Annotated in this window: 25 protein-coding genes; 5 read left to right on the top strand and 20 right to left on the bottom strand. The window is 42.6% G+C overall.

The features are described from left to right. Positions 1-3 precede the first annotated feature (3 nt). Positions 4-744 (bottom strand): TrmH family RNA methyltransferase, encoded by a 741-nt coding sequence (locus HMPREF2991_RS06685; protein ID WP_000152683.1) that lies wholly within the window; start codon positions 742-744, stop codon positions 4-6. A 33-nt stretch (positions 745-777) separates the two neighbouring features. Here HMPREF2991_RS06685 and HMPREF2991_RS06680 point away from each other — a divergent pair, with 33 nt between their 5' ends. Both HMPREF2991_RS06680 and yidC read left to right on the top strand, forming a co-directional pair. Continuing rightward, positions 778-1,056 (top strand): acylphosphatase, encoded by a 279-nt coding sequence (locus tag HMPREF2991_RS06680; RefSeq protein WP_001174620.1) that lies wholly within the window; start codon positions 778-780, stop codon positions 1,054-1,056. A gap of 77 nt (positions 1,057-1,133) precedes the next feature. Continuing rightward, positions 1,134-2,060: a membrane protein insertase YidC gene (gene yidC / locus HMPREF2991_RS06675; protein ID WP_070567854.1), complete on the top strand. Its 927-nt coding sequence runs from the start codon at positions 1,134-1,136 to the stop codon at positions 2,058-2,060. 75 nt (positions 2,061-2,135) lie between these two features. On the opposite strand, the gene pflA is transcribed toward yidC, so the two are convergent. The 13 genes from pflA to HMPREF2991_RS06610 all read right to left on the bottom strand — a co-directional run bounded on the left by pflA (position 2,136) and on the right by HMPREF2991_RS06610 (position 13,268). Beyond that, a complete protein-coding gene (pflA, locus tag HMPREF2991_RS06670; RefSeq protein ID WP_070567752.1) occupies positions 2,136-2,930 on the bottom strand; it encodes a pyruvate formate-lyase-activating protein in 795 nt (264 codons plus the stop codon). Between the two features lie 121 nt (positions 2,931-3,051). Then, the gene (locus HMPREF2991_RS06665; protein WP_049550061.1) at positions 3,052-4,308 is read right to left on the bottom strand and encodes a diaminopimelate decarboxylase; all 1,257 of its coding nucleotides are present in this window, start codon (positions 4,306-4,308) and stop codon (positions 3,052-3,054) included. A gap of 66 nt (positions 4,309-4,374) precedes the next feature. Further along, entirely contained in the window at positions 4,375-5,202 is an 828-nt protein-coding gene (gene purR / locus HMPREF2991_RS06660; protein ID WP_002874197.1) for a pur operon repressor, read from the bottom strand. A 104-nt stretch (positions 5,203-5,306) separates the two neighbouring features. Next, positions 5,307-6,248: a 3'-5' exoribonuclease YhaM family protein gene (locus HMPREF2991_RS06655; protein ID WP_070567750.1), complete on the bottom strand. Its 942-nt coding sequence runs from the start codon at positions 6,246-6,248 to the stop codon at positions 5,307-5,309. Next, positions 6,238-7,494: a DNA recombination protein RmuC gene (gene rmuC, locus HMPREF2991_RS06650; RefSeq protein ID WP_070567748.1), complete on the bottom strand. Its 1,257-nt coding sequence runs from the start codon at positions 7,492-7,494 to the stop codon at positions 6,238-6,240. The genes HMPREF2991_RS06655 and rmuC overlap by 11 nt, the downstream gene beginning before the upstream one ends. Position 7,495: 1 nt before the next feature. Then, positions 7,496-8,158, bottom strand: coding sequence for a thiamine diphosphokinase (locus HMPREF2991_RS06645; protein WP_070567746.1), 663 nt, complete (start codon positions 8,156-8,158; stop codon positions 7,496-7,498). Further along, positions 8,121-8,777, bottom strand: coding sequence for a ribulose-phosphate 3-epimerase (gene rpe / locus HMPREF2991_RS06640; RefSeq protein ID WP_061587992.1), 657 nt, complete (start codon positions 8,775-8,777; stop codon positions 8,121-8,123). The genes HMPREF2991_RS06645 and rpe overlap by 38 nt, the downstream gene beginning before the upstream one ends. Before the next feature lie 10 nt (positions 8,778-8,787). After that, the gene (gene rsgA, locus HMPREF2991_RS06635) at positions 8,788-9,666 is read right to left on the bottom strand and encodes a ribosome small subunit-dependent GTPase A (protein ID WP_070567744.1); all 879 of its coding nucleotides are present in this window, start codon (positions 9,664-9,666) and stop codon (positions 8,788-8,790) included. A 1-nt stretch (position 9,667) separates the two neighbouring features. Then, positions 9,668-10,540, bottom strand: coding sequence for a 16S rRNA (adenine(1518)-N(6)/adenine(1519)-N(6))-dimethyltransferase RsmA (rsmA, locus tag HMPREF2991_RS06630; RefSeq protein ID WP_070567742.1), 873 nt, complete (start codon positions 10,538-10,540; stop codon positions 9,668-9,670). Next, positions 10,537-10,872 (bottom strand): hypothetical protein, encoded by a 336-nt coding sequence (locus HMPREF2991_RS06625; RefSeq protein WP_000702740.1) that lies wholly within the window; start codon positions 10,870-10,872, stop codon positions 10,537-10,539. Before HMPREF2991_RS06625 ends, rsmA begins: the two co-directional genes overlap by 4 nt. Positions 10,873-11,065: 193 nt before the next feature. After that, entirely contained in the window at positions 11,066-11,920 is an 855-nt protein-coding gene (locus HMPREF2991_RS06620; RefSeq protein ID WP_070567740.1) for an SDR family NAD(P)-dependent oxidoreductase, read from the bottom strand. Between the two features lie 11 nt (positions 11,921-11,931). Then, positions 11,932-12,495, bottom strand: a complete 564-nt coding sequence (gene rnmV, locus HMPREF2991_RS06615) for a ribonuclease M5 (protein ID WP_070567738.1) — start codon at positions 12,493-12,495, stop codon at positions 11,932-11,934. After that, positions 12,495-13,268: a TatD family hydrolase gene (locus HMPREF2991_RS06610; RefSeq protein WP_070683719.1), complete on the bottom strand. Its 774-nt coding sequence runs from the start codon at positions 13,266-13,268 to the stop codon at positions 12,495-12,497. The genes rnmV and HMPREF2991_RS06610 overlap by 1 nt, the downstream gene beginning before the upstream one ends. A 151-nt stretch (positions 13,269-13,419) precedes the next feature. On the opposite strand from HMPREF2991_RS06610, the gene HMPREF2991_RS06605 reads away from it, so the two are divergent. Beyond that, positions 13,420-15,264, top strand: coding sequence for an APC family permease (locus HMPREF2991_RS06605; protein ID WP_070567720.1), 1,845 nt, complete (start codon positions 13,420-13,422; stop codon positions 15,262-15,264). A 181-nt stretch (positions 15,265-15,445) separates the two neighbouring features. Here HMPREF2991_RS06605 and rpmH read toward each other — a convergent pair whose 3' ends face one another. The 3 genes from rpmH to HMPREF2991_RS06590 all read right to left on the bottom strand — a co-directional run bounded on the left by rpmH (position 15,446) and on the right by HMPREF2991_RS06590 (position 17,382). Continuing rightward, positions 15,446-15,580, bottom strand: coding sequence for a 50S ribosomal protein L34 (rpmH, locus tag HMPREF2991_RS06600; RefSeq protein ID WP_000831905.1), 135 nt, complete (start codon positions 15,578-15,580; stop codon positions 15,446-15,448). 144 nt (positions 15,581-15,724) lie between these two features. After that, positions 15,725-16,939 (bottom strand): pyridoxal phosphate-dependent aminotransferase, encoded by a 1,215-nt coding sequence (locus HMPREF2991_RS06595; RefSeq protein ID WP_000666454.1) that lies wholly within the window; start codon positions 16,937-16,939, stop codon positions 15,725-15,727. A 143-nt stretch (positions 16,940-17,082) separates the two neighbouring features. Next, positions 17,083-17,382, bottom strand: a complete 300-nt coding sequence (locus HMPREF2991_RS06590; protein WP_070683717.1) for a hypothetical protein — start codon at positions 17,380-17,382, stop codon at positions 17,083-17,085. A gap of 166 nt (positions 17,383-17,548) precedes the next feature. Here HMPREF2991_RS06590 and HMPREF2991_RS06585 point away from each other — a divergent pair, with 166 nt between their 5' ends. Beyond that, entirely contained in the window at positions 17,549-18,001 is a 453-nt protein-coding gene (locus HMPREF2991_RS06585; protein ID WP_000079161.1) for a universal stress protein, read from the top strand. A gap of 121 nt (positions 18,002-18,122) precedes the next feature. On the opposite strand, the gene HMPREF2991_RS06580 is transcribed toward HMPREF2991_RS06585, so the two are convergent. Both HMPREF2991_RS06580 and HMPREF2991_RS06575 read right to left on the bottom strand, forming a co-directional pair. Further along, a complete protein-coding gene (locus HMPREF2991_RS06580; RefSeq protein ID WP_070683715.1) occupies positions 18,123-20,099 on the bottom strand; it encodes a CAP domain-containing protein in 1,977 nt (658 codons plus the stop codon). 496 nt (positions 20,100-20,595) lie between these two features. Beyond that, entirely contained in the window at positions 20,596-21,987 is a 1,392-nt protein-coding gene (locus HMPREF2991_RS06575) for a Cof-type HAD-IIB family hydrolase (RefSeq protein ID WP_000453122.1), read from the bottom strand. A 65-nt stretch (positions 21,988-22,052) separates the two neighbouring features. Between HMPREF2991_RS06575 and HMPREF2991_RS06570 the strand changes: the two genes are divergently transcribed. Further along, positions 22,053-23,015 (top strand): asparaginase, encoded by a 963-nt coding sequence (locus HMPREF2991_RS06570; protein WP_001124808.1) that lies wholly within the window; start codon positions 22,053-22,055, stop codon positions 23,013-23,015. Positions 23,016-23,067: 52 nt separating this feature from the next. Here HMPREF2991_RS06570 and ccpA read toward each other — a convergent pair whose 3' ends face one another. Continuing rightward, positions 23,068-24,078, bottom strand: coding sequence for a catabolite control protein A (gene ccpA, locus HMPREF2991_RS06565; RefSeq protein WP_001090635.1), 1,011 nt, complete (start codon positions 24,076-24,078; stop codon positions 23,068-23,070). Between the last annotated feature and the right edge of the window lie 93 nt (positions 24,079-24,171).

Genomic DNA, 24,171 nt, shown 5'->3' with positions numbered 1-24,171 from the left:
AAATTAGCTGAAATAAAACATCAAAATGCCTGCTGCAACTGCTACGTTGAGACTTTCCGCTCGGCCTTTCATGCCTATATGAACCAGCTGATCAGCACTCTCAGCCATCACAGAACTAATCCCCTGCCCTTCATTTCCCATGACTAAAACAAAGTTCTCTAGTGAAGAAAGCTCACGATAATCCTTTGAATCTCTCGATAAGGTCGTTGCCAGAATGGGCATAGCAGTCTTCTTAGTCTCTTCTATAAAGGAAGCAAGAGACATCCGATAGATGGGCAAGTGAAAATGACTTCCTTGCATGGAACGTAGGGTCTTAAGACTGTAGATATCTGCTGACTTATCTGAAACAATAACCCCTGTAAAACCTGCAGCATCCGCAGTCCGAATCATGGTGCCCACATTACCAGGATCTTGAACATCCTCTAAAAATAGATACTTGCCCTGATGGAGATCAGGCAGTCCCACTTCTTCTTTTTGAATCACTGCAACAATCCCTTGAGGAGTTTGCGTATCTGCCAAATCTAGCAAAATCTCCTCTGAAACCCAGACTGTTTGCGAAAAAGCGGCTAACTGTTCCTTATAGCTTTCCAGAGCAAAAATCTTCTCAATCGTCACTCCTGCTTGAACAGCTTCTTCAAACAAGTGCCAGCCCTCAATCAAATAAGCAGACTTTCGATATTTTTTTTGATGTAATTTCTTGGCATTTTTTACCACAGAATTGGCTTTTGAGGTTATAATAGTCATAGAAATATTATAACACAATCAAAGGGGTTTGGTATGCAAAAGGTTAGAATGATTGCCCAAGGCAGGGTGCAGGGTGTTGGTTTTCGCTGGGGTGTTTATACTTTAGCTCTTGAAATCGGTGGCATCACTGGTCGTGTCTGGAATAACGACGATGGCACCGTGGAAATTCTTGCTCAGGCAGACTCCTCTGCAACTATGGCAAAATTTATCCAAGAGATCCGAAAAGGTCCGACACCTTTTTCAAAAGTTACCTATCTAGATGTACAAATGAGCAACTTTTCATCCTATTCGGACTTCAAAGTCGCAAATTAGGTCTCTAGAACTATTGTATATTTTACAAAAAAACAGTAGAATAGAAAGGTATAATTTTTAAAGAAGGAATGAAAACATTGAAATCTATTAAACGTTTTGCCCTCTCTGCTATGGGAGTGGCTATGCTACTCGTCTTGACAGGCTGTGTCCAAATAGACAAAGCAACAGGACAACCCACAGGATTAATTTGGAATACTATCGGAGCACCTATGGCTGAAGCCATCAAATACTTCGCTACTGATAAAGGTCTAGGCTTTGGTGTGGCTATCATTATCGTAACCATTATCGTGCGCTTGATTATCCTCCCACTTGGTATCTACCAATCATGGAAGGCAACGCTTCACTCTGAGAAGATGAATGCCCTCAAACACGTCCTTGAGCCACATCAAACACGTCTCAAAGAAGCAACAACTCAAGAAGAAAAACTAGAAGCGCAACAAGCCCTCTTTGCAGCTCAGAAAGAACACGGCATCAGCATGTTCGGTGGAGTAGGATGTTTCCCTATCCTCATTCAAATGCCTTTCTTCTCTGCTATCTACTTTGCAGCCCAATACACTGATGGTGTAGCTAGCTCTACTTTCTTGGGTATCAATCTTGGTTCCCCAAGTATGATCCTTGTCGCCTTCGCTGGTATCCTCTACTATCTCCAATCAATTCTCTCACTTCATGGAGTAGAAGATGAGATGCAAAGAGAACAGCTCAAGAAAATGATTTACATGAGCCCACTCATGATTGTCGTCTTCTCCTTCTTCGCACCAGCCAGTGTGACCCTTTACTGGGTTGTCGGTGGTTTCATGATGATTCTCCAACAGTTCATCGTTAACTATGTTGTTCGTCCAAAACTTCGCAAAAAAGTTCGTGAAGAATTTGCCAAAAACCCACCGAAAGCAAGCTCGTTTTCAACTGGAGGCGGACGCAAAGATGTCACTCCAAACCAAGCAACTGCTATCATAACTAATAAGAAACATAAAAAACGCAATTCTGGAAAACAACGCTCGAGATAATAAGAAAAAAGCTTAGCTGAAATGCTAGGCTTTTTATCATCACAAAAGCCCGATATCTCCATCGGGCTTCTTTTTTTATCCATGAACACGTTTCATGTAGTCTTGGTAACTTTCTGTATCCATCAATTTCTTGGCATTCTTGACACGGTCTGCTGTTGGAGGTTTGACCCCTTCAAGTGAGTATGGAATTCCAAGTTCACGCCACTTGAACTCACCCATCGTGTGATAAGGCAAGATTTCAAACTTGTCAACGTTTTTGAGGGTTTTGACGAATTTGCCGAGTTCAATCAAATCCTCATCTCTATCTGTCAAGCCTGGAACCAGCACATGGCGAATCCACACAGGTTTCCCGATATCTGATAGATATTTTGCACAGGCCAAGATGTTTTTATTGGTTTGACTTGTGACAATCTTGTGCTGTTCTTCATTGATCTCCTTGATATCCAAGAGAACCAAATCTGTCACAGCCATGAGTTTATTAAACTTTTCGAGATAACGTGGTTTATTACGGAACGGAAGGGCACAGGTATCCAAGGTACAGTGGATTCCTTTTTCCTTGGCCTTGGTAAAAAGGGCAATCAAGAAATCAATCTGTAAGAGGGCTTCTCCTCCACTGACAGTGATTCCTCCTTTGTCTCCCCAGAATCCACGGTAGCGAAGGGCTTCTGACAAAACATCGTCTACTGTCCGTCTTCGTGATTTATTGGTCTCCATAGCCCATGTATCGGGGTTATGGCAGTACTGGCAACGCATCTGACAGCCCTGCAAAAAGACAATAAACCGAATCCCAGGGCCATCTACCGCCCCAAAACTCTCTGTCGAATGCACCATTCCTGTCACTTGTCCATAGTCAATTGTTTCTTCAGACATATCGTCACCTTCCTTGAAACCGTTTTATAGTTTTATTATATCACGAGTAAGGTGAAAAACAAGGTTTTTTTGTCTATTTTTTAGAAAGCAATCTGTTTTTCACTTTCATTTTCAATTTCTTTTACTGATCCGATTCAAAATCAAAACCATACAAGGTTGCAAAATAGTCCTCAGGACGCTCTGCACGGCGGATTTGACGGGCTTTCCCTTCTTCGGTATAGAGGATTTCTGCCGAGCGTAGTTTGGCATTGTACTGGTAACCCATGGAGAATCCATGTGCACCTGTATCATGAATCACTAGCAAATCACCGATTTCTGTATAAGGTAGTTCGCGGTTCACTGCAAATTTATCATTGTTTTCACAGAGTGAACCGACCACGTCTACCACTTCAACAGGTCCATCTGGATGAGTCAGATTGGTGATATGGTGGTAGGCTCCATACATGGCTGGGCGCATGAGGTTGACTGCTGATGCATCCACGCCCAGATAGGTACGGTAGGTTTTTTTCTTATGAGTGACTCTTGTGACCAAAGCTCCGTGAGGCGCCAACATAAAGCGACCTAATTCAGTAAAAATCTTGACCTGACCAAGTCCTGCAGGTGTGAGGACTTCCTCATAAACCTTACGAACTCCCTCACCAATCACAGCAATGTCATTTGGCTCCTGCTCAGGACGATAGTTGACACCAATACCGCCGGAAAGATTGATAAAGTCTAGCGAAATACCCAACTTTTCCTTGATTTCAACAGCCAATTCAAAAAGCTGACGCGCCAACTCTGGGTAGTAGAGATGGGTCACGGTATTGGATGCTAGGAAAGAGTGAATCCCAAAAGTCTTGGCTCCTTTTTCCTTCAAAATAGCAAAGGCTTCAAAAAGCTGGTCCTTAGTCATCCCAAACTTGGCTTCTCCAGGATTGTCCATGATATCTGTTCCTAGCTCAAAAATGCCTCCAGGATTGTAACGACAAGAGATGATTTCTGGAATGCCTGCCGCTCGCTCCAGATGTTCAATGTCTTCAAAGGCATCCAAGTTAATAGTTGCTCCCAATTCACGCGCATAGGCATATTCCTTGTCAGGCGTGTTGTTAGAAGAGAACATGATTTCAGAACCGGGGAAATCCAGTTTATGGCTCATCAAGAGCTCCACGTAACTAGAACAGTCCACACCGCAACCTTCCTCTTGGAGGATTTTCAAGATGGCTGGGGTTGGAGTGGCCTTGACGGCAAAATATTCTTTGAATCCCTTATTCCAAGAAAAGGCCTGGTTGACTGCTCTTGCTTTTTCACGAATCCCCTTCTCATCATACAAGTGAAAGGGAGTCGGGAACTCTGCAACAATTGTTTCTAAATCTTCACGGCTGATAAATGGTGTTTTCATAAGCATCCTTCTATTCTGTTTGCAAAGAAAGGCTGGGACAATCGTTCCAACCTTTAGTTCTATCTCTTATTTGTCTTCGTCAAAGATATTTCCAATCTCAACATCGATGGATTGGTTCTTAACATCAATATTGGTTACTTTCAAGAGTGACTTGTAATCAAACTGCTTTTCACGTTCTTCTTGGGCATTGTCTGCAAAGACTGCAACACCAGCCAACTCTGAATCAAACTCACGCAAGAGACTAATCATCCCGTTGACCGTTCCGCCGCCTTTCAAAAAGTCATCCACGATCAAGACACGACTGCCTGCCTTGAGACTGCGTTTTGAAAGGAACATTTTCTCAATGCGGTCACCGCTGGAACCTGAAACATAGTTGACGCTGACCGTTGAACCTTCGGTAATTTTCAAATCACGGCGCACAATGACAAATGGAACATTGAGGACATTGGCAACTGCATTTGCGAGTGGCACACCTTTTGTTGCTACTGTCATAACGGCATCGATTTTTTGGTCCATAAAGCTCTTGGCAATGATGCGCCCAATATTTTTCAAAATGGCAGGTGTACTGAGCAAATCAGACAGGTAGATATAACCACCTGGCAAGATACGGTCGCTTTCTGAAAGTTTGTCACGCAAGTCTGCGATCATTTCTTTGGCTTCATGGCTTGAGATTGATGGTGTAAAAATAACGCCACCACCTGCTCCAGTCACAGTCTGAATATGACCGATTTCGATTTCCTCAAAGGCACGCTTGATAATCACGATGTCCTCTGAAATCGATGATTTAGCAGATTCGTACTTTTCTGCAAAGGTATTGAGACTTGTTAGTTTGTATGGATTATTAATCAAATAGTTGGAAATGACAACCATCCGATCACTTCTTCTTAATTTCATTTTTATTTACCATTCCATTTAATTTTGATATTTTATCCATTATACCACATTCACATAAAAAAACGAACATTATTGCGTAAAAAATGCTCGTTTTTCTTAAATCATTAATCTAAATCTGGTTTATAGAAGGAACGATTGTCCATAGCAAAGATTTTATTGGTCATTTCTCCTTTATCCACCAAAGCTAGAGCTGTTGACATCATCATCATGCTGGCATCTAGATTGTCAATCATATGAATAATCTCTGCCTCCATAATGCGTGGACGGACTGGACTTCCATACTCCAGCAAGCCATGGTGACTGAGGATGACATGGCGCAGTAGCACCACTTCTTCTCTAGTATCATCGATGCCCAGCTCCATGACTGTCTTGGTAATTTCGCTATCGATGAGGGCTATATGGCCGATGAGATTGCCTCGTACTGTATACTCCGTCTGGTCTGGTCCCGTCAACTCAATAACCTTGGCCAAGTCATGTAACATAATCCCAGCATAGAGGAGGCTCTTGTTGAGCTGAGGATAGATCTCGCTAATGGCATCTGCCAAGCGCACCATGGTTGCTGTATGATAGGCCAAACCCGTTTCAAAGGCATGGTGGTTGGTCTTGGCAGCTGGATAGGAGTAGAATTCCTTATCATACTTGGTGTAGAGACTACGAACGATACGCTGCCAGACAGGATTTTCAATCTTGAAAATCATTTGCGACATGTAGTCACGGATTTCCTTGACATCGACTGGTGACTTGACCTTAAAATCAGCCGGATCGTTGGGTTCGCCAGGCTGAGGTAGGCGGAGAGTAATTTGATTGACTTGAGGAGTGTTATTGTACACTTCTCGGCGTCCCTGCATGTGGACCACTTTCCCTGCGGTAAAGGCCTCGACGTTATGAGGTTGGGCATCCCAGAGCTTCCCTTCAATCTCGCCGCTATCGTCTTGGAAGGTAAAGGCTAGGTAGTTTTTCCCAGCACGCGTCTGTCTCAGGTCAGCTGACTTGATCAGGTAAAAGCCTTCAAACAGCTCATCTTTTTTCATGTGACTAATCTTCATATTCTTCCTCATCTTCTTGGAAATGGAGTAGATCAAGCGCAGGCTCACCTTCTGATAACTCAATGTGACGGAGCGTCCGCTCAATAGCTGTGGTACGACGGTTTAATAATTCATCAATATTGCCAGAGGCATGTTGGAGATGCTTTTGTGCCTTGACCAGAATGCCTCCGAACTTGCCAAACTCGGTCTTGACGCTGGCAAGAGTCTTGCTGATATGGTCGGCACTCTTTTGGATATTGAGAGTCTTGAAGCCAACTGATAGAGAGTTAAGCAGGGCTGATAGGGTACTTGGGCCAGCAACAATAATCTGCTCCTCCCGTCTCAAATCATCAAAGAAGACCGGATTGCGAACAATCTCTGAGTAGAGTCCCTCTGTCGGAACAAACAAGACTCCAAAATTGGTCGTCCGCGGTGGCGCTATGTACTTGCTCTTGATATCCTTGGCAAAGCGCTTGACGCTTGCTAGGAGTGACTTACGACAGCGTTCGATTTCGTCCTTATCGCCTGCTTCATAAGCTTCTTCTAAGCGGTAATAATCCGCCAGTGGAAACTTGGAGTCAATCGGCAAATAGACATATTCCTGGTTGCCTTGGCCAGGTAACTTGATGGCGTACTCTACTCGCTCGCTAGAGTTTTCAACAGTTGCAAATTCTCGTTCGTACTGGGCAGGTGTCATGATGTCTTCGATGATTTGCCCCAGTTGCAATTCACCCAGAATCCCTCGCGTCTTGGTTCCAGAGAGAACTTTGTTAAGGGCACCAACATCGCGGGCAACTGTCTGCATCTCTCCCAGGCCACGATTGACCGACTCTAGTTGCTTTGAAACTGTCTCAAAGGAAGCCTGCAAGCGCGTCTGCAAGGTCTTTTCCAATTTTTCCTCGACCGTCTGGCGCATTTGCTCCAAGCGTTGTTCATTTGATTCCTGCAGGGCTTGGAGACGTTGGTCAGTCTTATCTCTAGTTTGCAACAGATTATCTGTCATTTCTTGACGGACTTGCGTCAGGCCTTGGTGCAACTCCATTCGCACTTCTTGCAAACGGTCGCTGACAGCCACTTCCAAGTCTTTTTGATCCAGCTGGCTGGCTTGTCTGGCTTGTTCAAAGCGGTAATCCAGTTGATCTGAAAGATTGTCTGCCTGATCCTCCAAGCTCTTGGCTAGGTACTTGTCTTGCTTATCTTGCCTTTGCCAAATGAGAAAGAGTCCAGCTAGGTTGGCAATTAATAATAGTAGTAATACAGTCTCCATCCTACCTCCTGTCCTTGCTATGCAAGACAACCACATAGCCATCAGGGCAAGTCACCGAAACTTCCCTATCTATATATTCGTTAGAAGCGTATACTTTTTTAAAGAAAAAATTCTCCTCTGTCAATTCGTACTTGGCACCAAGAATAGTCAGCTGGCTATCCCGAACTGGCATAAAGGCTAGATAATCGTAGTCTGAACGGGGTTGAAGCTGACTGGTTCCTTCTGGACAATAGGCAATCAAGTTTTCCCCATCCTCAATCGCTATCTGGCGCATATAGGGTGCCAACTTGGGATTGCTAGGCAGAAAGACATTAGCCAGCATATGATCAATACGACCACCCAAAGCCCCAAAAATGGTCACTTGGGCTTGAGGATTTTTTTCAAAAATCGTTAAAAGTGCTAGTTCCAGATCCGTATCATCCTTTTCTGGCTGGGCTTGGACAAAATGTTGGGCACGTTTTTGAATCAACTGACGTTCGTCTGCAGTCACCGAATCAAAATCTCCAACTGCTAGGTCGAGAGGAAGGTCTTCTTCCAAGACCCAGAGCGAGCCTCGATCCACACCGACAAAGCAATCAAAATCCGTCCGATAATGACCGCGATCTCCGCCGGCAAAAACGGCAACCCTAGTCCAATTGTTTTCTGAGAGTTTGCACTCGTTCATTGACATCTCCCTTAAAGACATAAGATCCCGCTACAAAAACGGTAGCACCAGCTTCTTTAGCCTGAGAAATGGTTTGATCATCAATCCCGCCATCGACTTCAATCTCAAAGCTCAAACCTTTTTCCTCACGAAGGGCAACCAACTCACGAACCTTATCCATGGTTTCAGGCAGAAAAGTTTGCCCACCAAATCCAGGGTTAACCGTCATCACCAAGACTTGGTCCACTAGGTGAAGGATGTGCTTAATCGCCTCCACAGGTGTCCCAGGATTGATAACAACCGAAGGTTTGACACCAAGAGAGCGAATTTTTTGGAGGGCACCATGGATATGAGGCGTTGCTTCCACATGGATACTGATGATATCCGCTCCCGCACGCGCAAAATCTTCTAGATGATGCTCAGGATTTGATACCATCAAGTGGCAGTCAAAGACCATCTTGCTATGGGGGCGAAGAGCTTCAACCACACCTGCACCAAAACTGATTTGTGGTACAAAGTGACCATCCATGATATCGATATGGGCATATTCTGCACCAGTTGCTTCTAGACGTTTGATTTCACGTTCAAAGTTGGCATAATCTGCTGCCAGAATTGACGGAGCAATCTTGTATTGAGACATAGGTTTCTCCTTATTTTGGAATTTTTTTGCTGACTTTTTTATAGGTTTCTCTGCGATTTTCAATCTCACTGAGAAATTGCAGGTAGTTGTCAAAACGGAAGGTTGCAATGATTCCTTCTTCAACAGCCGGCTTAACCGCACAGGACGGCTCATGGGTATGGGTACAAGTACGGAACTTGCAGTCTCGACTGACACTGGCAATCTCTGGAAAGGCCTGATTGAGGTCTTCTGCTGTTGACACTTCATAATCCAGTGATGAAAATCCTGGAGTGTCCGCGATTTTACCACCATTGAGATTGTAAAAACTTACAGCTCGAGTGGTATGGCGACCACGACCTAGACTGTCTGAGATTTCTCCTGTTTCAAGATTGAGGTCCGGTGCGATTTTATTGAGGAGGGTTGATTTTCCAACACCTGTCTGCCCCATAAAGACCGTCACTTTTCCTGTCAACAAAGGCAGGAGTTCCTCTTTACTGGTCACAAAATCGTAACCAATAGCTCCATAGGTCTGCTGGTAAAAATCGAGTTCTCCCTTATCTTCTAGCAAATCCATTTTAGAAATATAAACGATAGGATGGATACCCTTGTGTTCTAGAAGAACCAAGAACCGATCCAGCAAATTGCTGTTAAAATCAGGTTCCTTGACGGACATGATCACCACGGCTTGGTCAATATTGACAATAGGCGGACGGACGAGACTGTTTTTCCGTTCATGAATCTTGAGGATATAACCTTCGGAATTTTCCTCGGCAGAAAAGTCTACCCAGTCTCCGACATAAGGTGTATGGCCTTTTTTACGGAAATTCCCACGCGCGCGTGTCTGGTAAACTTGACCATCACTCTCCACATAATAGAAGCCCGCCAAGGCTTTAATGATTTGTCCCTGCATCTTAGAGTCCTTGTCCTTTAAGCGCATCTGCCAGACTGGCAAACTCTTCCAAACTGAGAGCTTCCCCACGCACAGATGGAGATAAGCCTGCCTGGTCCAAAGCCTTGGTCAGCTTATCCTTGACTTCATCAGTTTTCCCAAAGTAGCCTGTTAAGTTGTTCCATAAGGTCTTGCGACGATGGGTAAAACTAGCCTTGGAAACCTTAAAGAAGAAGTTCTCATCTTTCACTGCTACAGCAGGCTCTGGACGACGCACCATTTTTAAAATGGCTGAGTCCACATTTGGGGCTGGCACAAAGACCGTACGAGGCACGATGAAGGCAACCTTAGCTGTCATATAATACTGCACAGCAATCGACAAACTACCATAAGCCTTGGTATTTGGCTGTGCGGAGATACGGTCCGCGACTTCTTTCTGCATCATAACCACAAACTCGCTAAAAGGAATGCCACTTTCAATCAAGTGCATGAGAATAGGCGTCGTAATGTAGTAAGGCAAGTTGGCTACCACCTTAATGGGCAGGTCAGGATTTTTGAAATTCTGAATATGCTGCGCCAAATCGACCTTGAGAATGTCCTCGTTGACTACTGTCACATTGTCAAAATCACGCAGGGTATCTGCTAAAATCGGTACCAAACGGTGGTCAATCTCAAAGGCCATAACCTCTGCCGCACGCTCAGCCAAAAATTCCGTCAAAGCACCAATTCCTGGCCCAATTTCAATGACATTAACCTGGTCATCAATCTCAGCCGTATCCACGATTTTTTGAAGGATATTGGTATCCGTCAGGAAATTTTGCCCGAAGGACTTTTTAAAGGTAAAACCGTGACGCTCCAGCACTGCCTTGGTCACGCTATAATCTGCAATTCTCATTTATTCTCTTTTCTAATATAGTATGCTTCCGGGGTATAATGATAGAGCAAAACAAATAAGGGAGTCTCAGTAATTCCTTCCAACATCTCTTTTAAGACCGCATCTGGATGGATAATCTCTCGTGTTTTGGTGAAATAAACACCGTGTTCCCCATTTCGATTACGGAGTTCCCAGGCCACATTATTTCCTTGAACAGACGGCAAATAACGTTCCTTTTCTAGAAAGTCAAAAAATTCTTTCACCGTCATATCTTCAGAAATCTCAAATTCTGTCTCATGGGGCAATACATCATCCCCAATACACACAGAATCTCTGTCAACTCGGATTTTCATTTCGTTCTGTCCTTATAAGTTTCTATTTTAACGCTATCAAAATAAATCTAAGTACCTCTATTGTAACACATTCCCCTTATATTTTCGGGTTATCTGGTTATTGTTATCACTTTTCAGAACTCTCCAAACAGATTTCGATATCTAAATTTCTTTCCACTCTTGAAGTAAGCATAAAATTTATTTTTCTAATTCTTTATAGATTGTCTCTTGAAAATGTTAGTTGTTCAAGTAAGGAATATAGTTTTGCTTGCCCCTCTTCTTCGTAAGCAGTTCTATTTGCTTTTACTTCCCTGCATTTCTCGTCATACAGAAAACCGTCATGGCCATCTTCTGTAGATAAGGCTGTATAGACTTTGGCCATTTCTTCAGGACTAATCGAAAATCTTGACTTGATTTTATACAAATTTTTCATAAAAGGGCTGAGGTGATCATAGCGGCGCATATCAACTTTGACATTGGTCACACGGATTGCCTGAACCTTGATACCTTTCCAATGTTTCTGCATATAAAGCGACAGCATCAACAAGGCTAGTTTATTCTGATAATAGGTCTTGGCAGGACTATAATGTTTTTGACCAGCTAAATTTTCAAAATCAAGCTTCATGAAAGGATAAAGCATCAGCCCTTGGGAAGAAATATTAATAATCCGACCACTTTTTGACTTTTCCAACAAACCCTTTAACAAGGTAGAAAGTAAAAAGGGAGCAACCACATTTGTCGCAAATTGCTTTTCTAATCCCTCCCTAGTCAGGATGGGCTTTTTGACCGATAAGTCAAAATCAGCTGCATTGTTAATCAGAACGTCTAAAGCGTCTTCTTTTTGAATATACTGTTCTACCGCTTCCTTGACACTTTTCATCTCAGATAAATCAGCCAAAATATAATCTACATGCGGATTTCCTGTTTGTTGACGGATTTTCTCACAGGCTTGCTCGGCAGCTTCTTTTCGTCTACAAAAGAGAGTTACCGACCAGTCCTTTTCAGCTAATTGTTTTGCAGCCTGGTAGCCAATACCACTATTGCCACCCGTAATAATCACTCTTTTCATTTCTGACTCCCTTAGGCTAAATACTTAGTCATCGCTTCTTCCACTTCTGCCAAGGTTATCCCAAATAACTCTAAGCGCTTGAGGAGTTGTTTGCCGTTGGAATAGCCAATTCGTAGAGCCTCTCCTAGATACTCTCTACGCCTACGACTGTCTGCTCCCGCCAAGAAACCTAGGCGAATCAAGTCACCACGACTGATGTCAAACTCGTTCTCGTTTTCAAATTGCTCTGTCACCTGAGCCAGTGCTGTTTTTAGATCTTCGTAGCTGGCGTGTTCGATTCCCAGAGAACGTCCCTTGGTCTTAGATTTGGGAACAGCCTCATCTCGCTTGAGAAAAGCATGCTGTACTGTTGGAATGGCCGTCATAATCATGCGACGAATGCGTTCCCCATTAAAATCTGGATCTGTAAAGACAATGACTCCATGTAATTCATGCAGACGCTGAATGCGTTCTATATCCTGGTCATTTATTGCGGAACCTCGTGTTTCATAGGTCTCTACATCAAAGTAACGTTTGAGATTGGCCGTATCATCGCGACCTTCGACCACGATTACTTGGGAAATTTTTTCTTTCATTACTTGCTGTCCAATCCAAAGGTACGCTCTGCATTTGCAGTTGTTACTGCGGCTAACTCCTCAGTCGTCATCCCACGCAAATCCGCGATAAAATCTACCACATAGCGTGTGTAGGCTGTTTTGTTTTCACGGCCACGTTTAGGAACAGGAGCCAGGTAAGGGGCATCTGTCTCAACGAGGATTTTATCCAAAGGAAGTTCCCTAGCAGCTTCTTGGATATCCGTCGCTTTCTTAAAAGTTACCACTCCTGAGAAAGAAATGGTCATACCAAGCCCGACAAACTTCTCAGCCCACTCCAAAGAACCTGAAAATGAATGCATGATGCCACCACGAGGACCAACGCCCTCACTCTTGATAATCTCATAAGTATCTTCTAGCGCATCACGGGTATGGACCACAAAAGGCAAATTCAAGTCCTTAGACAACTGAATCTGACGACGAAAAACCTGCTCCTGCACTTCCTTAGGTGCTGTCATCCAGTGATAGTCCAGACCAATCTCACCTAAAGCAACAACCTTGGGATGTTTTAGTTTTTCAAGCAAGTAAGCTTCGACCTCGTCTGTGTAAGTCCCTGCTTCCGTCGGATGCCAACCAATAGTTGCGTAGAGCTGCTCATACTCATCTGTCAATTCTAGGGCTCGCTCAATGGTCGGTGTATCAAAACCAACAATATTCATCTGTGTCACACCCATCTCAGCAGCCAAGGCGATTTCTTCTGCCTCACGTCCTGCAAATTCTTCTACATTTAAATGTGTGTGCGTATCAAAAATCATCTCTTCTAACCTCATTTTCTTCCATCTATTATACCAAAAATAGCATTCCTCGGCTTGTAAAAATATTCTAATGCCAATCATTCTCCCTTGACTGCCCTTTTTCAAAGCAGTATAATAACACTTATTGAAATTTTCATCAAAGGAAAAGAAAATGTTTAGAAAATTAAAATATACCTTTATCGGTCGACCACTCAAGTCTCTCACAGATGGTGAAGGGGGATTGTTAGGGAAAATGCAGGCACTTGCAATGTTATCCAGTGATGCCCTGTCTTCTATTGCCTATGGACCTGAACAAGTCATTCTCGTTTTAGTCAGCCTCTCTCCTCTCGCTATTTGGTGGAGCCTCCCTATCGGTATTTTTGTCCTCTTACTGCTCGCTAGCTTGACCATTTCCTATCGTCAAATTATTCACGCCTATCCTCAAGGTGGAGGAGCTTATATGGTTACTCGGGAAAACCTCTCCCCTGAACTAGGCTTGATTGCAGGGGGCAGCCTCCTTGTTGACTATATGCTGACAGTAGCCGTATCCGTTGCGTCTGGAGCTGATGCTATTACAGCAGCCATCCCTACCCTCCATCCCTACAATCTTCATATCTCTATTTTCCTAGTCTGCCTGCTCATGCTCTTGAATTTAAGAGGATTGAAAGAATCTGCCAGCTCTCTGATGATTCCCGTCTACCTCTTTATCTTCAGTACCGTCTTTCTCTTGCTTTATGGGTTCTTTCAACTATTTACAGGTTCCCTAAACTATCAGGCGACTTCAACCATTGGGCAAACCGTTCCGAGTCTTTCCATCGTTCTCCTATTGAGAGCCTTTACCAGTGGCTCTGCCTCTCTGACAGGGGTTGAGGCTATTTCAAATGCGGTACCATTTTTCAAAACTCCGAAAGAAAAGAATGCTGCTCAGACCCTGACCATCATGTCGCTGATTTTAGGATTTCTTTTTGCAGGCATTACCTTCCTAAACTACTGGATGGGCATCACACCTCAAAATGGAGAAACCATCCTCTCGCAAATGGCCAAGGGCATTCTTGGCGATTCATTCTTTGGTCATGCTAGCTACTATCTCTTCCAGTTCTCAACAGCCTTGATTCTAGCTGTAGCTGCAAATACTGGCTTTTCAGCCTTCCCTATGTTGGCCTACAATATGGCTAAAAACAAGTACATGCCCCATCTCTTTATGGAAAAAGGGGATCGCCTTGGCTACTCCAACGGTATCTTAACTCTGGCCTTTGGGGCTATGATCCTTCTTCTCATTTTTAATGGGAATACTGAACGCTTGATTCCTCTTTATACTATCGGGGTCTTCGTTCCCTTTGCCCTCTCTCAGACTGGGATGATTCGCCATTGGAAAAAGGAAAAAGGAGCAAACTTCTTAAAACCTGCCTTTGCTAATATCCTTGGGGCCATCATTTGTTATGCTATCGTTCTCATTTTACTCCTCTTCAGACTGGGTGATATCTGGCCATTCTTCCCAATTATCCTAGTCTTAACCTTCCTCTTTTTGTCCATTCACAGCCATTACCAAAAAGTGGCAAAACAACTACGACTCTACGAAGGAATTGAAAAGCGCACTTATGACGGCAACCTTGTCCTTGTCCTAGTAGGAAATGTTACTCGAGTAAGTGTCGGAGCCATTAACTACGCTCAAAGTATCGGTGACGAAGTGTTAGCCATGCACATTTCTACTAAAGAAACGGCTGAAAAAGACCAAGAAATCCTTCAGGAATTTGCCGATTACTTCCCAAATATCACTCTGAAGAATATCAATACCAGCTACCGCGACATCATCACCCCTAGCGTTAAGTATGTCAAACGAATCGCCCAAGAAGCTAAGCAAAAAAACTACACCGTTACAGTCCTTGTCCCACAGTTTATCCCTAACAAGCCTTGGCAAAATATCCTGCACAATCAAATGAGCCTCAAACTAAAATACGCTCTCAGATGGCATGAAGACGTCGTTGTCGCTAGTTACTCTTATCACTTAAAAGAATAAATAAAAACTCAAAATCAGTAACTTATATCTGGTTTTGAGTTTTTTGTATGTGACCTTTTAGATGAGCCCTCCGTGAGTTCCATTTGAAATCGGTGATTTCGTGGGCAATGCGCTCTTTAAAATCAAAAGAAAAGCCAGTAGACTCGAGTTCCTACTGACTTCTTTGTTGAATTCGTTTGGATTATGCAGCCAAAACTTTGCGTCCTTTACGACGACGAGCTGCCAATACGCGACGACCGTTTTTAGTTGACATACGGTTACGGAATCCGTGTTTACGCGCACGACGAAGTTTACTTGGTTGATAAGTACGTTTCACGATGAATACCTCCTCATAGATTTTGTATTCGTTTAGCCGGCTATAAAGTGATCAGTTACTAAACATACTTTACTATTCTATCTGATTCTTACCTATTTGTCAATAGCTCTAAGTAAATGTTTCCTGCTTTTCCCTATGAAAGCCTTATCTACGATACTGACTCAAGAAACGTGTCATCTTTTCTTGGATTTGCGCCAATTCGTCCACACGAGGAAGGTAAACGATACGGAAATGGTCTGGTTCCTTCCAGTTAAAACCACGACCATGAACCAAGAGAACCTTTTCCTGCTTCAAGAAATCAAGAACGAACTGTTCATCATCATCGATGCGGTACATATTGCGGTCAATTTTAGGGAAGATATAAAGTCCCGCCTTCGGCTTGACCGCAGACAAACCTGGGATATCTTGGATAGCATTGTAAATGAAGTTTCTTTGCTCGTAAATCCGTCCACCAGGGAGGAGCAATTCATCCACTGACTGGTGCCCACCTAGTGATGTTTGTACGACTTGCTGGGCCAAAACGTTAGAGCAAAGACGCATATTGGACAGCATATTGAGCCCTTCAATATAGCCCTTGACATGGTGCTTAGGACCAGACAAGACCATCCAACCTACACGAAAACCAGCGATACGGTGAGATTTTGACAGACCATTCATGCTGACACAGAAGACATCTGGTGCCAAGCTCGCCACAGGCGTATGCACATGCCCATCCATTACCATGCGGTCGTAGATTTCGTCCGCAAAGATGATCAAATCGTTCTGACGAGCAATCTCAATAATCTCCAACAAGAGTTCCTTAGGATAAAGGGCTCCAGTTGGGTTGTTCGGATTGATAAGAACGATTGCCTTGGTATTGGAAGTAATTTTTGACTTAATATCGTCAATATCTGGGTACCATTCTGCAGCTTCATCACAGATATAGTGAACGGCATTTCCCCCAGCTAGGCTGACCGCGGCTGTCCAGAGAGGATAGTCTGGCATAGGCACCAAGACCTCATCGCCATTATCCAAAAGCCCTTGCATGGACATAACAATCAGCTCACTGACACCATTTCCGAGGTAGATATCATCAATATCCACATTGGGGAATTTCTTTAGTTGACAATACTGCATGATGGCCTTGCGTGCTGAAAAAATCCCTTTGGAGTCAGAATATCCCTCACTATCACGCGCATTCATAATCAAGTCATGAATGACCTCATCTGGCGCTGTGAATCCAAATTCTGCTGGATTCCCTGTATTCAGACGTAAAATCTTTTCTCCGTTTGCTCGCATCCGCATAGCTTCTTCCAAAACAGGGCCACGGATATCATAGGCAACATGCTCTAACTTACTAGACTTGTTATATTCTTTCATCTTGTTTCCTCAATTCATAGAGATAGTAACATTATACCACTAGAAAGGGATTGCGACAAGTTTCCTGAAATGAGCAAGCAAAGAAAAAACTCACAACGACTAGGTTCTCACTGTCTAAATAACTAGAATGCAGAAGTATTTTCTCACATACCAAAAGACAGACCTAGAAAGACCAATGCTAAAAAGGAATCATACAAAAGATTAAACATGAGAAAGAGCCCCCATGTGACCAAATAGTCCAAGCGACCACTTCTCTTTGCAATCACAAATAAAATGATGTGGTAGACTAAGTGAAAGAGAAGAAAAGCAACAAAACCTGGATAGAGAACGGGTACGACTCTTTCCAGCTGCCAAAGCATCACTACTTCTCCTACAAGTGACGCAAGGATAATTCCATGATAAAGGAAACTTATTTTTTTAGAAGCTTGAACAAAATCTTTCATACTTTCTCATCCCCCTACTGTGTTTTCTGCTATCTCGTTTTCTTTTATTTTAACATATCTCCACCAAATTGAATCTCCAATAATATTTATTTAAATATGATTTTTACTTTACTTCTTTAGTGAAAAGGGTTACAATAACAGTAAGAAAATTTCAGGAGGTTTCATTATGGCACAACGTTACCAAAATGTTATGGTCGCAATTGATGGTTCTAAAGAAGCGGACTTGGCTTTCGTCAAAGGTGTTTACACTGCACTACGCAACGAATCCAAACTCACCATTGCCCATGTTATTGACACACGCGCTCTTCAAAGCGTGTCTACCTTTGATGCTGAAGTTTACGAAGAACTCCAAGTCGACGCTGAAAGTCTGATGAAGGAGTACGAAAAGCGTGCAAGAGACGCTGGTGTGACTGATATTCACATCGTCATCGAAATGGGAAATCCAAAAACCCTCCTTGCTCGTACTATTCCAGACGCAGAAAATGTCGATCTGATTCTCGTTGGTGCAACAGGGCTCAATGCCTTTGAACGCCTCTTGGTTGGCTCTTCATCTGAATACATTCTCCGCCATGCAAAAGTTGATTTGCTAGTCGTGAGAGAAAGAGAAAAAACATTGTAGTCATTAAAAAAGGGAGCCTCCGGCTCCTTTTTGTTTGTCCTGATTGGGTCAGAAAAAGGCTTTAAACAATAGTTTAAAGCCTCAATCTTATTTAGAAAGTAGTCAATCTCAAAAGATTGAATTATTTGTAACTGTATGCCCAGTAGTATACACCGTTTCCATCAACTACTGCTGCTACAGCTCCTTCAGTGACATTTGGATCGAGAAGCAAGTCTCTCAAACCACTGTTTGCCCATTTCTTAACGACAACAGCTGCATCTTCATCACGACGTCCTACAAAGCCTGTGCTATCGTATTGACGTGAAATTTCATTTACTTTCGGAAGTGCTTGATTTTGATAAATGTCTTCAGACCAAGTCAATTCTTTCAATCCTTGAGCTTTACGCTCTTCATTGATTTTAGAGAAAGCTTCTTTTGCTTTTGAAACATAGTCATAGTTTGTATCGTTTGTTGCTTCAACACGGTAAACAAACTTCACATAGCCAAATTCTACATCACTGTATTTCTTGTCTTCGACACCACTCTTGAGATTTGCAATCAAGACATAGTCCTTAGCGTATGGGTTTTCTTTCGTCTTCTCAAAGATTTCTGGATCTTCGATTTCCCACTCAACTTTAGCATCCCAACCAGAGTTATCAAGGAACTTAGGATTCATTTTTTCGATGACATAGTTTTTGAACTCTTCAACATTCTTGAATGGCAATGCTTGACCTGCTTTAGCAGTCGTTACCAAGTTAGTTGAGTAAAGTTTCACGCTTGAGTTCTTGTCACTGTACATGTACTCGTCATCAGCAGTGTTTTCGTGAAGTTTTGGATCACGAGCTGGATCGTTTGGATCAGTCATCCCTTGAAGTTTCCATTTTCCACCAAGCCACTTCCAGTATGCTGAGTAACCTGTACGCTCTGAGTTAGATGGTACATAGTAGTAATGTGCACTACCGTCGAAGTAGTAGTTTTTATCATTCTTGAGGACTGCATCACCTGGTTTACCTGGTGGGTAAACCAATTTTGGAGTGTGTCCATTTGGTGCCCAAGCCAAGTGTTCCAATCCTTCAGCTGGTTTTTCAACATAATCAGGGATTTGGTTTTCACTTGGTTCATCAGTCGTTACCAAACCTGGTGTTGTTGGGATAGCTGGAGTTGCTGGTGTTTCTGGTTTTGGTTCTACTGGCGTTTCTGTTGATGGCTTGAATGGATCAAATTCACTATCAGCACCATTAATTGGTGGATTTTCTGGTAGGTCAACACTTGGAGTTGCTGGTTGTGCTGGTTGTGGCTCAGTTGGTGTTGTCGGCTCTTCAGGTTTATCACTAGGTGCTGGTGTTGGAGTCTCTGGTTCTGCTGGTGTTGGAGCAGGAACTTCAGGTTGACTTGGTTGTGCTGGCTCAACCGGAGTTGTTGGTTGTTCTGGTTTTGGTTCAGCAGGTGTTGCCGGTTGTGCTGGTGTTGTATCAGCAGAATCTTTCACCAATACCCACTTACCATTTTGGTAGTAGTAATAATCACCATTGTCCAATACATAGTAATGGTACCCATTTTCGTAACGATAGTGAGGATCGTTTTCCAAGTTGTTAGTAGATGAGTTGTTATTACTATTGTTTGTCAAAGGTTTCCACTGACCGTTACGATAAATACGGAAGCTACCATCGTTCATACGGTAGTAGTGATTGCCATTCCAGTAAATATAGTTTTCATCGCTAGCAAGGTTGTTGTAATTATTCCAATAGTTATAACCATAGTAGTTGCTACTGTTGCCATAGCCATAGTAGTTATTCCAATTATTGTAACCGTAGTTGTAACTTGGGTAGTAGCTACCATATCCATAGTTATAGCTTGGATAGTAGCTATTGTAGCCATAGTTATAGCTTGGGTAATAACTGTTATAGCCATAACTTCTTACAGTATAGTTTGATGTGCGGCTACGATTTGCAGTAGTACGGTTAGAAGTACGATTGCTTGAACGACGGCTAGTTCTTGTATAGTAACTATTATTTCCATTCCAATTGTAAGCAGCGTGAGCTTCACTTGGTGCAAAAGTTGGAAGTATTGTTACAGCTGTTAAAACAGAAGCTGTCAAATAGGTATATTTTTTCTTCATTTCAACCTCTTAATTCTTTAATTTTTAAACTTGAAAATTAAAATAATAAAAATTTGGAAAGCAATTGTGCACAATTTTATAACTAAACCTCAAAGCTAGAGTGAACTCCTCACATCAACTTGTTAACAGGCCTGAAATAAACAAGTTGACTCTCTGTCTTAAAAAAGAGCATATTGTAGTAGCATGAGGATTTTATATTTATTCGCTTTCTGAATTTATTCTAACACATAAACTTTCAAATATCAAATAATTTGACTTGTCTTTTTTTGATGTTTTTTAAAAGAAAAGCTAGATATATTAGTAATATATCTAGCTTTTTAACTATTCTTTGTAAGAAATGTAATTTCCTGTTATTTTATTTTCACTATCTTTCCATTTTTTTCTTTTCTTTTTCTAGTATAAATATGCTAATAATAATTAGTGATATATATAAAATTGTTCGGTTTTTCAGCTCAAAAAATCCCCGAATTTTTCATCCAGGGAAAAGAAATTTCTCTTATTTTTTATTTTTTCTTTCTTTATGTCGCTCATAAGCTTTAAACTGACGTTGTAGTTCCTGTCGGATGGCAGGTTCTGGAGCATATTTTTCTTCCCAGTCATCTGGTTTTAAAATCTTGTGTGTAACTGGGTCAAAATGAGCTTTCCCATCAGGGAAAACCTTCCCCATATTTGCTTCATGGACAATATCAAAAATGCGTTCTGGATCTACTCCCATCAATACAAAACTGCCGTATGTGAAATACAATGTGTCAATCAAAGCATCCACTTGACCGACCAGATTTTGCTTAGCAGGCGTCTTTTTCGCCACTTTCTCTGCCGCCTTATCAAGTGCCTCATGCATGCTTGCAAGGGAGTTTTGGAATTCTTCCTCCGAAGAACTTGCTGCGCGAACAAACTCTACTAATTCTTCAATTTTAAAGTCTGCGCGATGGGTTGCACCTTCAGCATCCCATGCCTGTGGCTCTTCTTGAGTTCGTTCATCCATCATGTGGTGGAAGGTTTTGACCTTATTAAAGTGGTAGTCTCGACTGACAAACACTTTTTCTGAAGCCAAAACACCAAAGTGCTCGAGCGCCTTGTGGATACCATCTTGTTGATTACTTGCCGTAATATGCTTGGCGACTTCTTTGACACTGCTACTGCCATTTCCCATAGCAACCGACATACCAACACCTGCCAACATTTCTAAATCATTGTCTGAATCACCAAAGGCCATGACTTGGTTGAGATCAAAGCCATATTCTTTCCCGACTCGGCGAATGCCTTCTAATTTGGAATTTCCTTGGTTAATGATATCTGCTGCAAAAGGATTGCTTCGAGTTAATTTCAAATCTTCAAAATCACTTGCAGCTTTCTCAGATTCCTCTGGCGTCATCAGCATCAAAACTTGATAAATGGGTTGATTAATCAAGTTAAGCAAGTCGTCTTCCTTTTGAGGAACTGCCTTGCTGACCATTCGATTAAAGGAACGGCTAACGGTTCTTGTCAGAACAGTCGGAATAAAACGACTAACCAGTTGGGAAAAGGAGCCGAGACCAAATGACATAATTTTCGAACCAACAACGGCATGCTCGGTTCCAAGAGCGATTTCTTTACGCTCCTTTTTAGCGTAAGCAATCAGTTGACGCAGGCTTGACTTAGCAATCGGACTTGCAAAGAGCACCTTTTCTTTATTAAAAATGTATTGGCCATTGTAGGTCACCGCAAAGTCTAGGTCCAAGTCTTCCATCAATTCCTTGACAAAAAACGGCCCTCGTCCTGTCGCTACTCCAACAAGCACTCCTTGCTCTTTGACAATCTTAATCGCGTCCTTAGTGGATTTCAAAACACTCTTGCGATCGTTGACTAGCGTTCCATCGATATCAAAAAAAACAGCCTTGACTTCCATCCTGTCCCATTCTCCCCTTTTGTGTTACAATGATTATACCACATTTCAGAAAGAGTGACTAAATCATGCCTAAGAAAATCCTTGTTTTACATACAGGTGGGACTATTTCCATGCAAGCAGATGCCACTGGTGCCGTTGTAACTAGCCAGGAAAATCCCATGAACCATGTTTCCAATCCGCTTGAAGGGATTGAGGTTCATGCCCTAGACTTTTTTAATCTGCCAAGCCCTCATATCAAACCCAAGCATATGCTTGCACTCTATCATAAGATTAAAGAGGAAGCTGATAACTATGATGGAGTTGTCATCACACATGGTACAGATACCTTAGAAGAAACAGCTTACTTCCTTGATACCATGAAAATTCCGCCCATCCCCATCGTTCTAACAGGGGCCATGCGTAGTTCAAACGAACTTGGTAGCGACGGTGTATATAACTATCTGAGCGCGCTGCGAGTTGCCAGTGATGACAAAGCAGCCGACAAGGGTGTGCTGGTCGTCATGAACGACGAGATCCACGCAGCCAAGTATGTTACCAAAACTCATACGACCAATGTCAGCACCTTTCAAACCCCAACACATGGACCACTTGGCCTCATCATGAAGCAAGAAATCCTCTACTTCAAAACGGCTGAACCTCGTGTCCGGTTTGATCTTGAGCATATTCAAGGTCTGGTTCCCATCATCTCAGCCTATGCCGGTATGACAGACGAGCTGATCGATATGTTAGACTTGGAACAGCTGGATGGCTTAGTTATTCAGGCCTTCGGAGCAGGCAATATTCCCAAAGAAACAGCTCAAAAGTTGGAAAATCTCCTCCAAAAAGGAATTCCAGTCGCCTTGGTCTCACGATGCTTTAATGGCATTGCTGAACCTGTCTACGCCTACCCAGGTGGAGGAGTGCAGTTGCAACGAGCTGGTGTTTTCTTTGTCAAAGAACTCAACGCTCAAAAAGCGCGCCTCAAATTATTAATTGCCCTTAATGCTGGACTAAAAGGACAAGCTTTGAAAGACTATATGGAAGGATAAACCTCTTCTCTAGAAAGCAAATCAGGAAATCTTCACGATTCCCTGATTTTTTCTATTTACGTTTTCGTGTAGAGCGGCGTTCTGTCAAACCATGAGGTAAGAGAACTTCACGTTCTTCCAACTCTTCCTTATGCATGATTTTGGTCAACATACGCATGCTGATAGCACCTAGGTCATAAAGAGGTTGGGCAATAGTCGTCAAGTTTGGACGAGTGAATCGTGCAATCTGAGAGTCATCTGTCGTAATAATTTCAAACTCTTCTGGTACAGACACACCGTGGTCAGCCAAACCATTTAGGACACCTGCTGCCAATTCATCACCTGTTACAACTGCGGCTGTAGCTTGTGATGAAATCAAGCGTTCTGCCAAGGCATAACCATCGTCATAGCTGTATTTTGATTCGAATACCAAGCCCTCGCTATAAGAATGTCCAGCTTTTTTCAAGGCTTCCTTATAACCGATCAAACGAACCTTGCCATTGATATCATCGACGAGTGGTCCACTCACAAAAGCAATTTTCTCATTTTCTTTGAGAAGGTAGCTCACTGCATCAATCGTTGCTTGTTTGTAGTCGATATTCACACTTGGAAGTTGGTGTTCTACATCCACAGTACCAGCAAGAACAACCGGTGTCCGTGAACGAGAAAACTCTGAACGAATCTTTTCAGTCAAGTGATAGCCCATAAAGATAATCCCATCGACTTGTTTTGAAAAGAGAGTGTTAACCACTGAAACTTCCTTTTCATCATCCTCATCACTATTTGCTAGGACAATGTTATACTTGTACATTTCAGCAATGTCGTCAATCCCCTTAGCAAGCGTTGAGAAATAACCATTGGTAATGTTAGGAATCACAACTCCGACTGTCGTTGTTTTCTTGCTAGCCAAACCACGTGCTACCGCATTTGGACGATAGTCCAAGCGATCAATCACTTCTAGGACTTTTTTTCGAGTGTTCTCTTTAACATTCTTGTTGCCATTAACGACACGGCTAACTGTTGCCATTGAAACTCCTGCTTCACGGGCGACGTCATAAATCGTTACTGTATCATCTGTGTTCATTCCGTTTCCTTTCTATAATGAAAATTTCGCTTTCACGCATCTACTTACTCCATTTTATCACTTATTGTAAACACTTTCAAGTATTTTTTAGAG

The sequence above is a fragment of the Streptococcus sp. HMSC072D07 genome, assembly GCF_001814835.1.
GTDB lineage: Bacteria > Bacillota > Bacilli > Lactobacillales > Streptococcaceae > Streptococcus.
Note: the sequence above shows the minus strand (reverse complement) of the source record. Positions and strands in the feature narration are given on the sequence as shown.

Excerpts from the sequence above, each read along its gene's own strand:
- HMPREF2991_RS06685 (WP_000152683.1), bottom strand. The coding sequence starts at position 744 with ATGACTATTATAACCTCAAAAGCCAATTCTGTGGTAAAAAATGCCAAG.
- HMPREF2991_RS06680 (WP_001174620.1), top strand. The coding sequence starts at position 778 with ATGCAAAAGGTTAGAATGATTGCCCAAGGCAGGGTGCAGGGTGTTGGT.
- pflA (WP_070567752.1), bottom strand. The coding sequence starts at position 2,930 with ATGTCTGAAGAAACAATTGACTATGGACAAGTGACAGGAATGGTGCAT.
- HMPREF2991_RS06665 (WP_049550061.1), bottom strand. The coding sequence starts at position 4,308 with ATGAAAACACCATTTATCAGCCGTGAAGATTTAGAAACAATTGTTGCA.
- purR (WP_002874197.1), bottom strand. The coding sequence starts at position 5,202 with ATGAAATTAAGAAGAAGTGATCGGATGGTTGTCATTTCCAACTATTTG.
- HMPREF2991_RS06655 (WP_070567750.1), bottom strand. The coding sequence starts at position 6,248 with ATGAAGATTAGTCACATGAAAAAAGATGAGCTGTTTGAAGGCTTTTAC.
- rmuC (WP_070567748.1), bottom strand. The coding sequence starts at position 7,494 with ATGGAGACTGTATTACTACTATTATTAATTGCCAACCTAGCTGGACTC.
- HMPREF2991_RS06645 (WP_070567746.1), bottom strand. The coding sequence starts at position 8,158 with ATGAACGAGTGCAAACTCTCAGAAAACAATTGGACTAGGGTTGCCGTT.
- rpe (WP_061587992.1), bottom strand. The coding sequence starts at position 8,777 with ATGTCTCAATACAAGATTGCTCCGTCAATTCTGGCAGCAGATTATGCC.
- rsgA (WP_070567744.1), bottom strand. The coding sequence starts at position 9,666 with ATGCAGGGACAAATCATTAAAGCCTTGGCGGGCTTCTATTATGTGGAG.
- rsmA (WP_070567742.1), bottom strand. The coding sequence starts at position 10,540 with ATGAGAATTGCAGATTATAGCGTGACCAAGGCAGTGCTGGAGCGTCAC.
- HMPREF2991_RS06625 (WP_000702740.1), bottom strand. The coding sequence starts at position 10,872 with ATGAAAATCCGAGTTGACAGAGATTCTGTGTGTATTGGGGATGATGTA.
- HMPREF2991_RS06620 (WP_070567740.1), bottom strand. The coding sequence starts at position 11,920 with ATGAAAAGAGTGATTATTACGGGTGGCAATAGTGGTATTGGCTACCAG.
- rnmV (WP_070567738.1), bottom strand. The coding sequence starts at position 12,495 with ATGAAAGAAAAAATTTCCCAAGTAATCGTGGTCGAAGGTCGCGATGAT.
- HMPREF2991_RS06610 (WP_070683719.1), bottom strand. The coding sequence starts at position 13,268 with ATGATTTTTGATACGCACACACATTTAAATGTAGAAGAATTTGCAGGA.
- HMPREF2991_RS06605 (WP_070567720.1), top strand. The coding sequence starts at position 13,420 with ATGTTTAGAAAATTAAAATATACCTTTATCGGTCGACCACTCAAGTCT.
- HMPREF2991_RS06595 (WP_000666454.1), bottom strand. The coding sequence starts at position 16,939 with ATGAAAGAATATAACAAGTCTAGTAAGTTAGAGCATGTTGCCTATGAT.
- HMPREF2991_RS06590 (WP_070683717.1), bottom strand. The coding sequence starts at position 17,382 with ATGAAAGATTTTGTTCAAGCTTCTAAAAAAATAAGTTTCCTTTATCAT.
- HMPREF2991_RS06585 (WP_000079161.1), top strand. The coding sequence starts at position 17,549 with ATGGCACAACGTTACCAAAATGTTATGGTCGCAATTGATGGTTCTAAA.
- HMPREF2991_RS06580 (WP_070683715.1), bottom strand. The coding sequence starts at position 20,099 with ATGAAGAAAAAATATACCTATTTGACAGCTTCTGTTTTAACAGCTGTA.
- HMPREF2991_RS06575 (WP_000453122.1), bottom strand. The coding sequence starts at position 21,987 with ATGGAAGTCAAGGCTGTTTTTTTTGATATCGATGGAACGCTAGTCAAC.
- HMPREF2991_RS06570 (WP_001124808.1), top strand. The coding sequence starts at position 22,053 with ATGCCTAAGAAAATCCTTGTTTTACATACAGGTGGGACTATTTCCATG.
- ccpA (WP_001090635.1), bottom strand. The coding sequence starts at position 24,078 with ATGAACACAGATGATACAGTAACGATTTATGACGTCGCCCGTGAAGCA.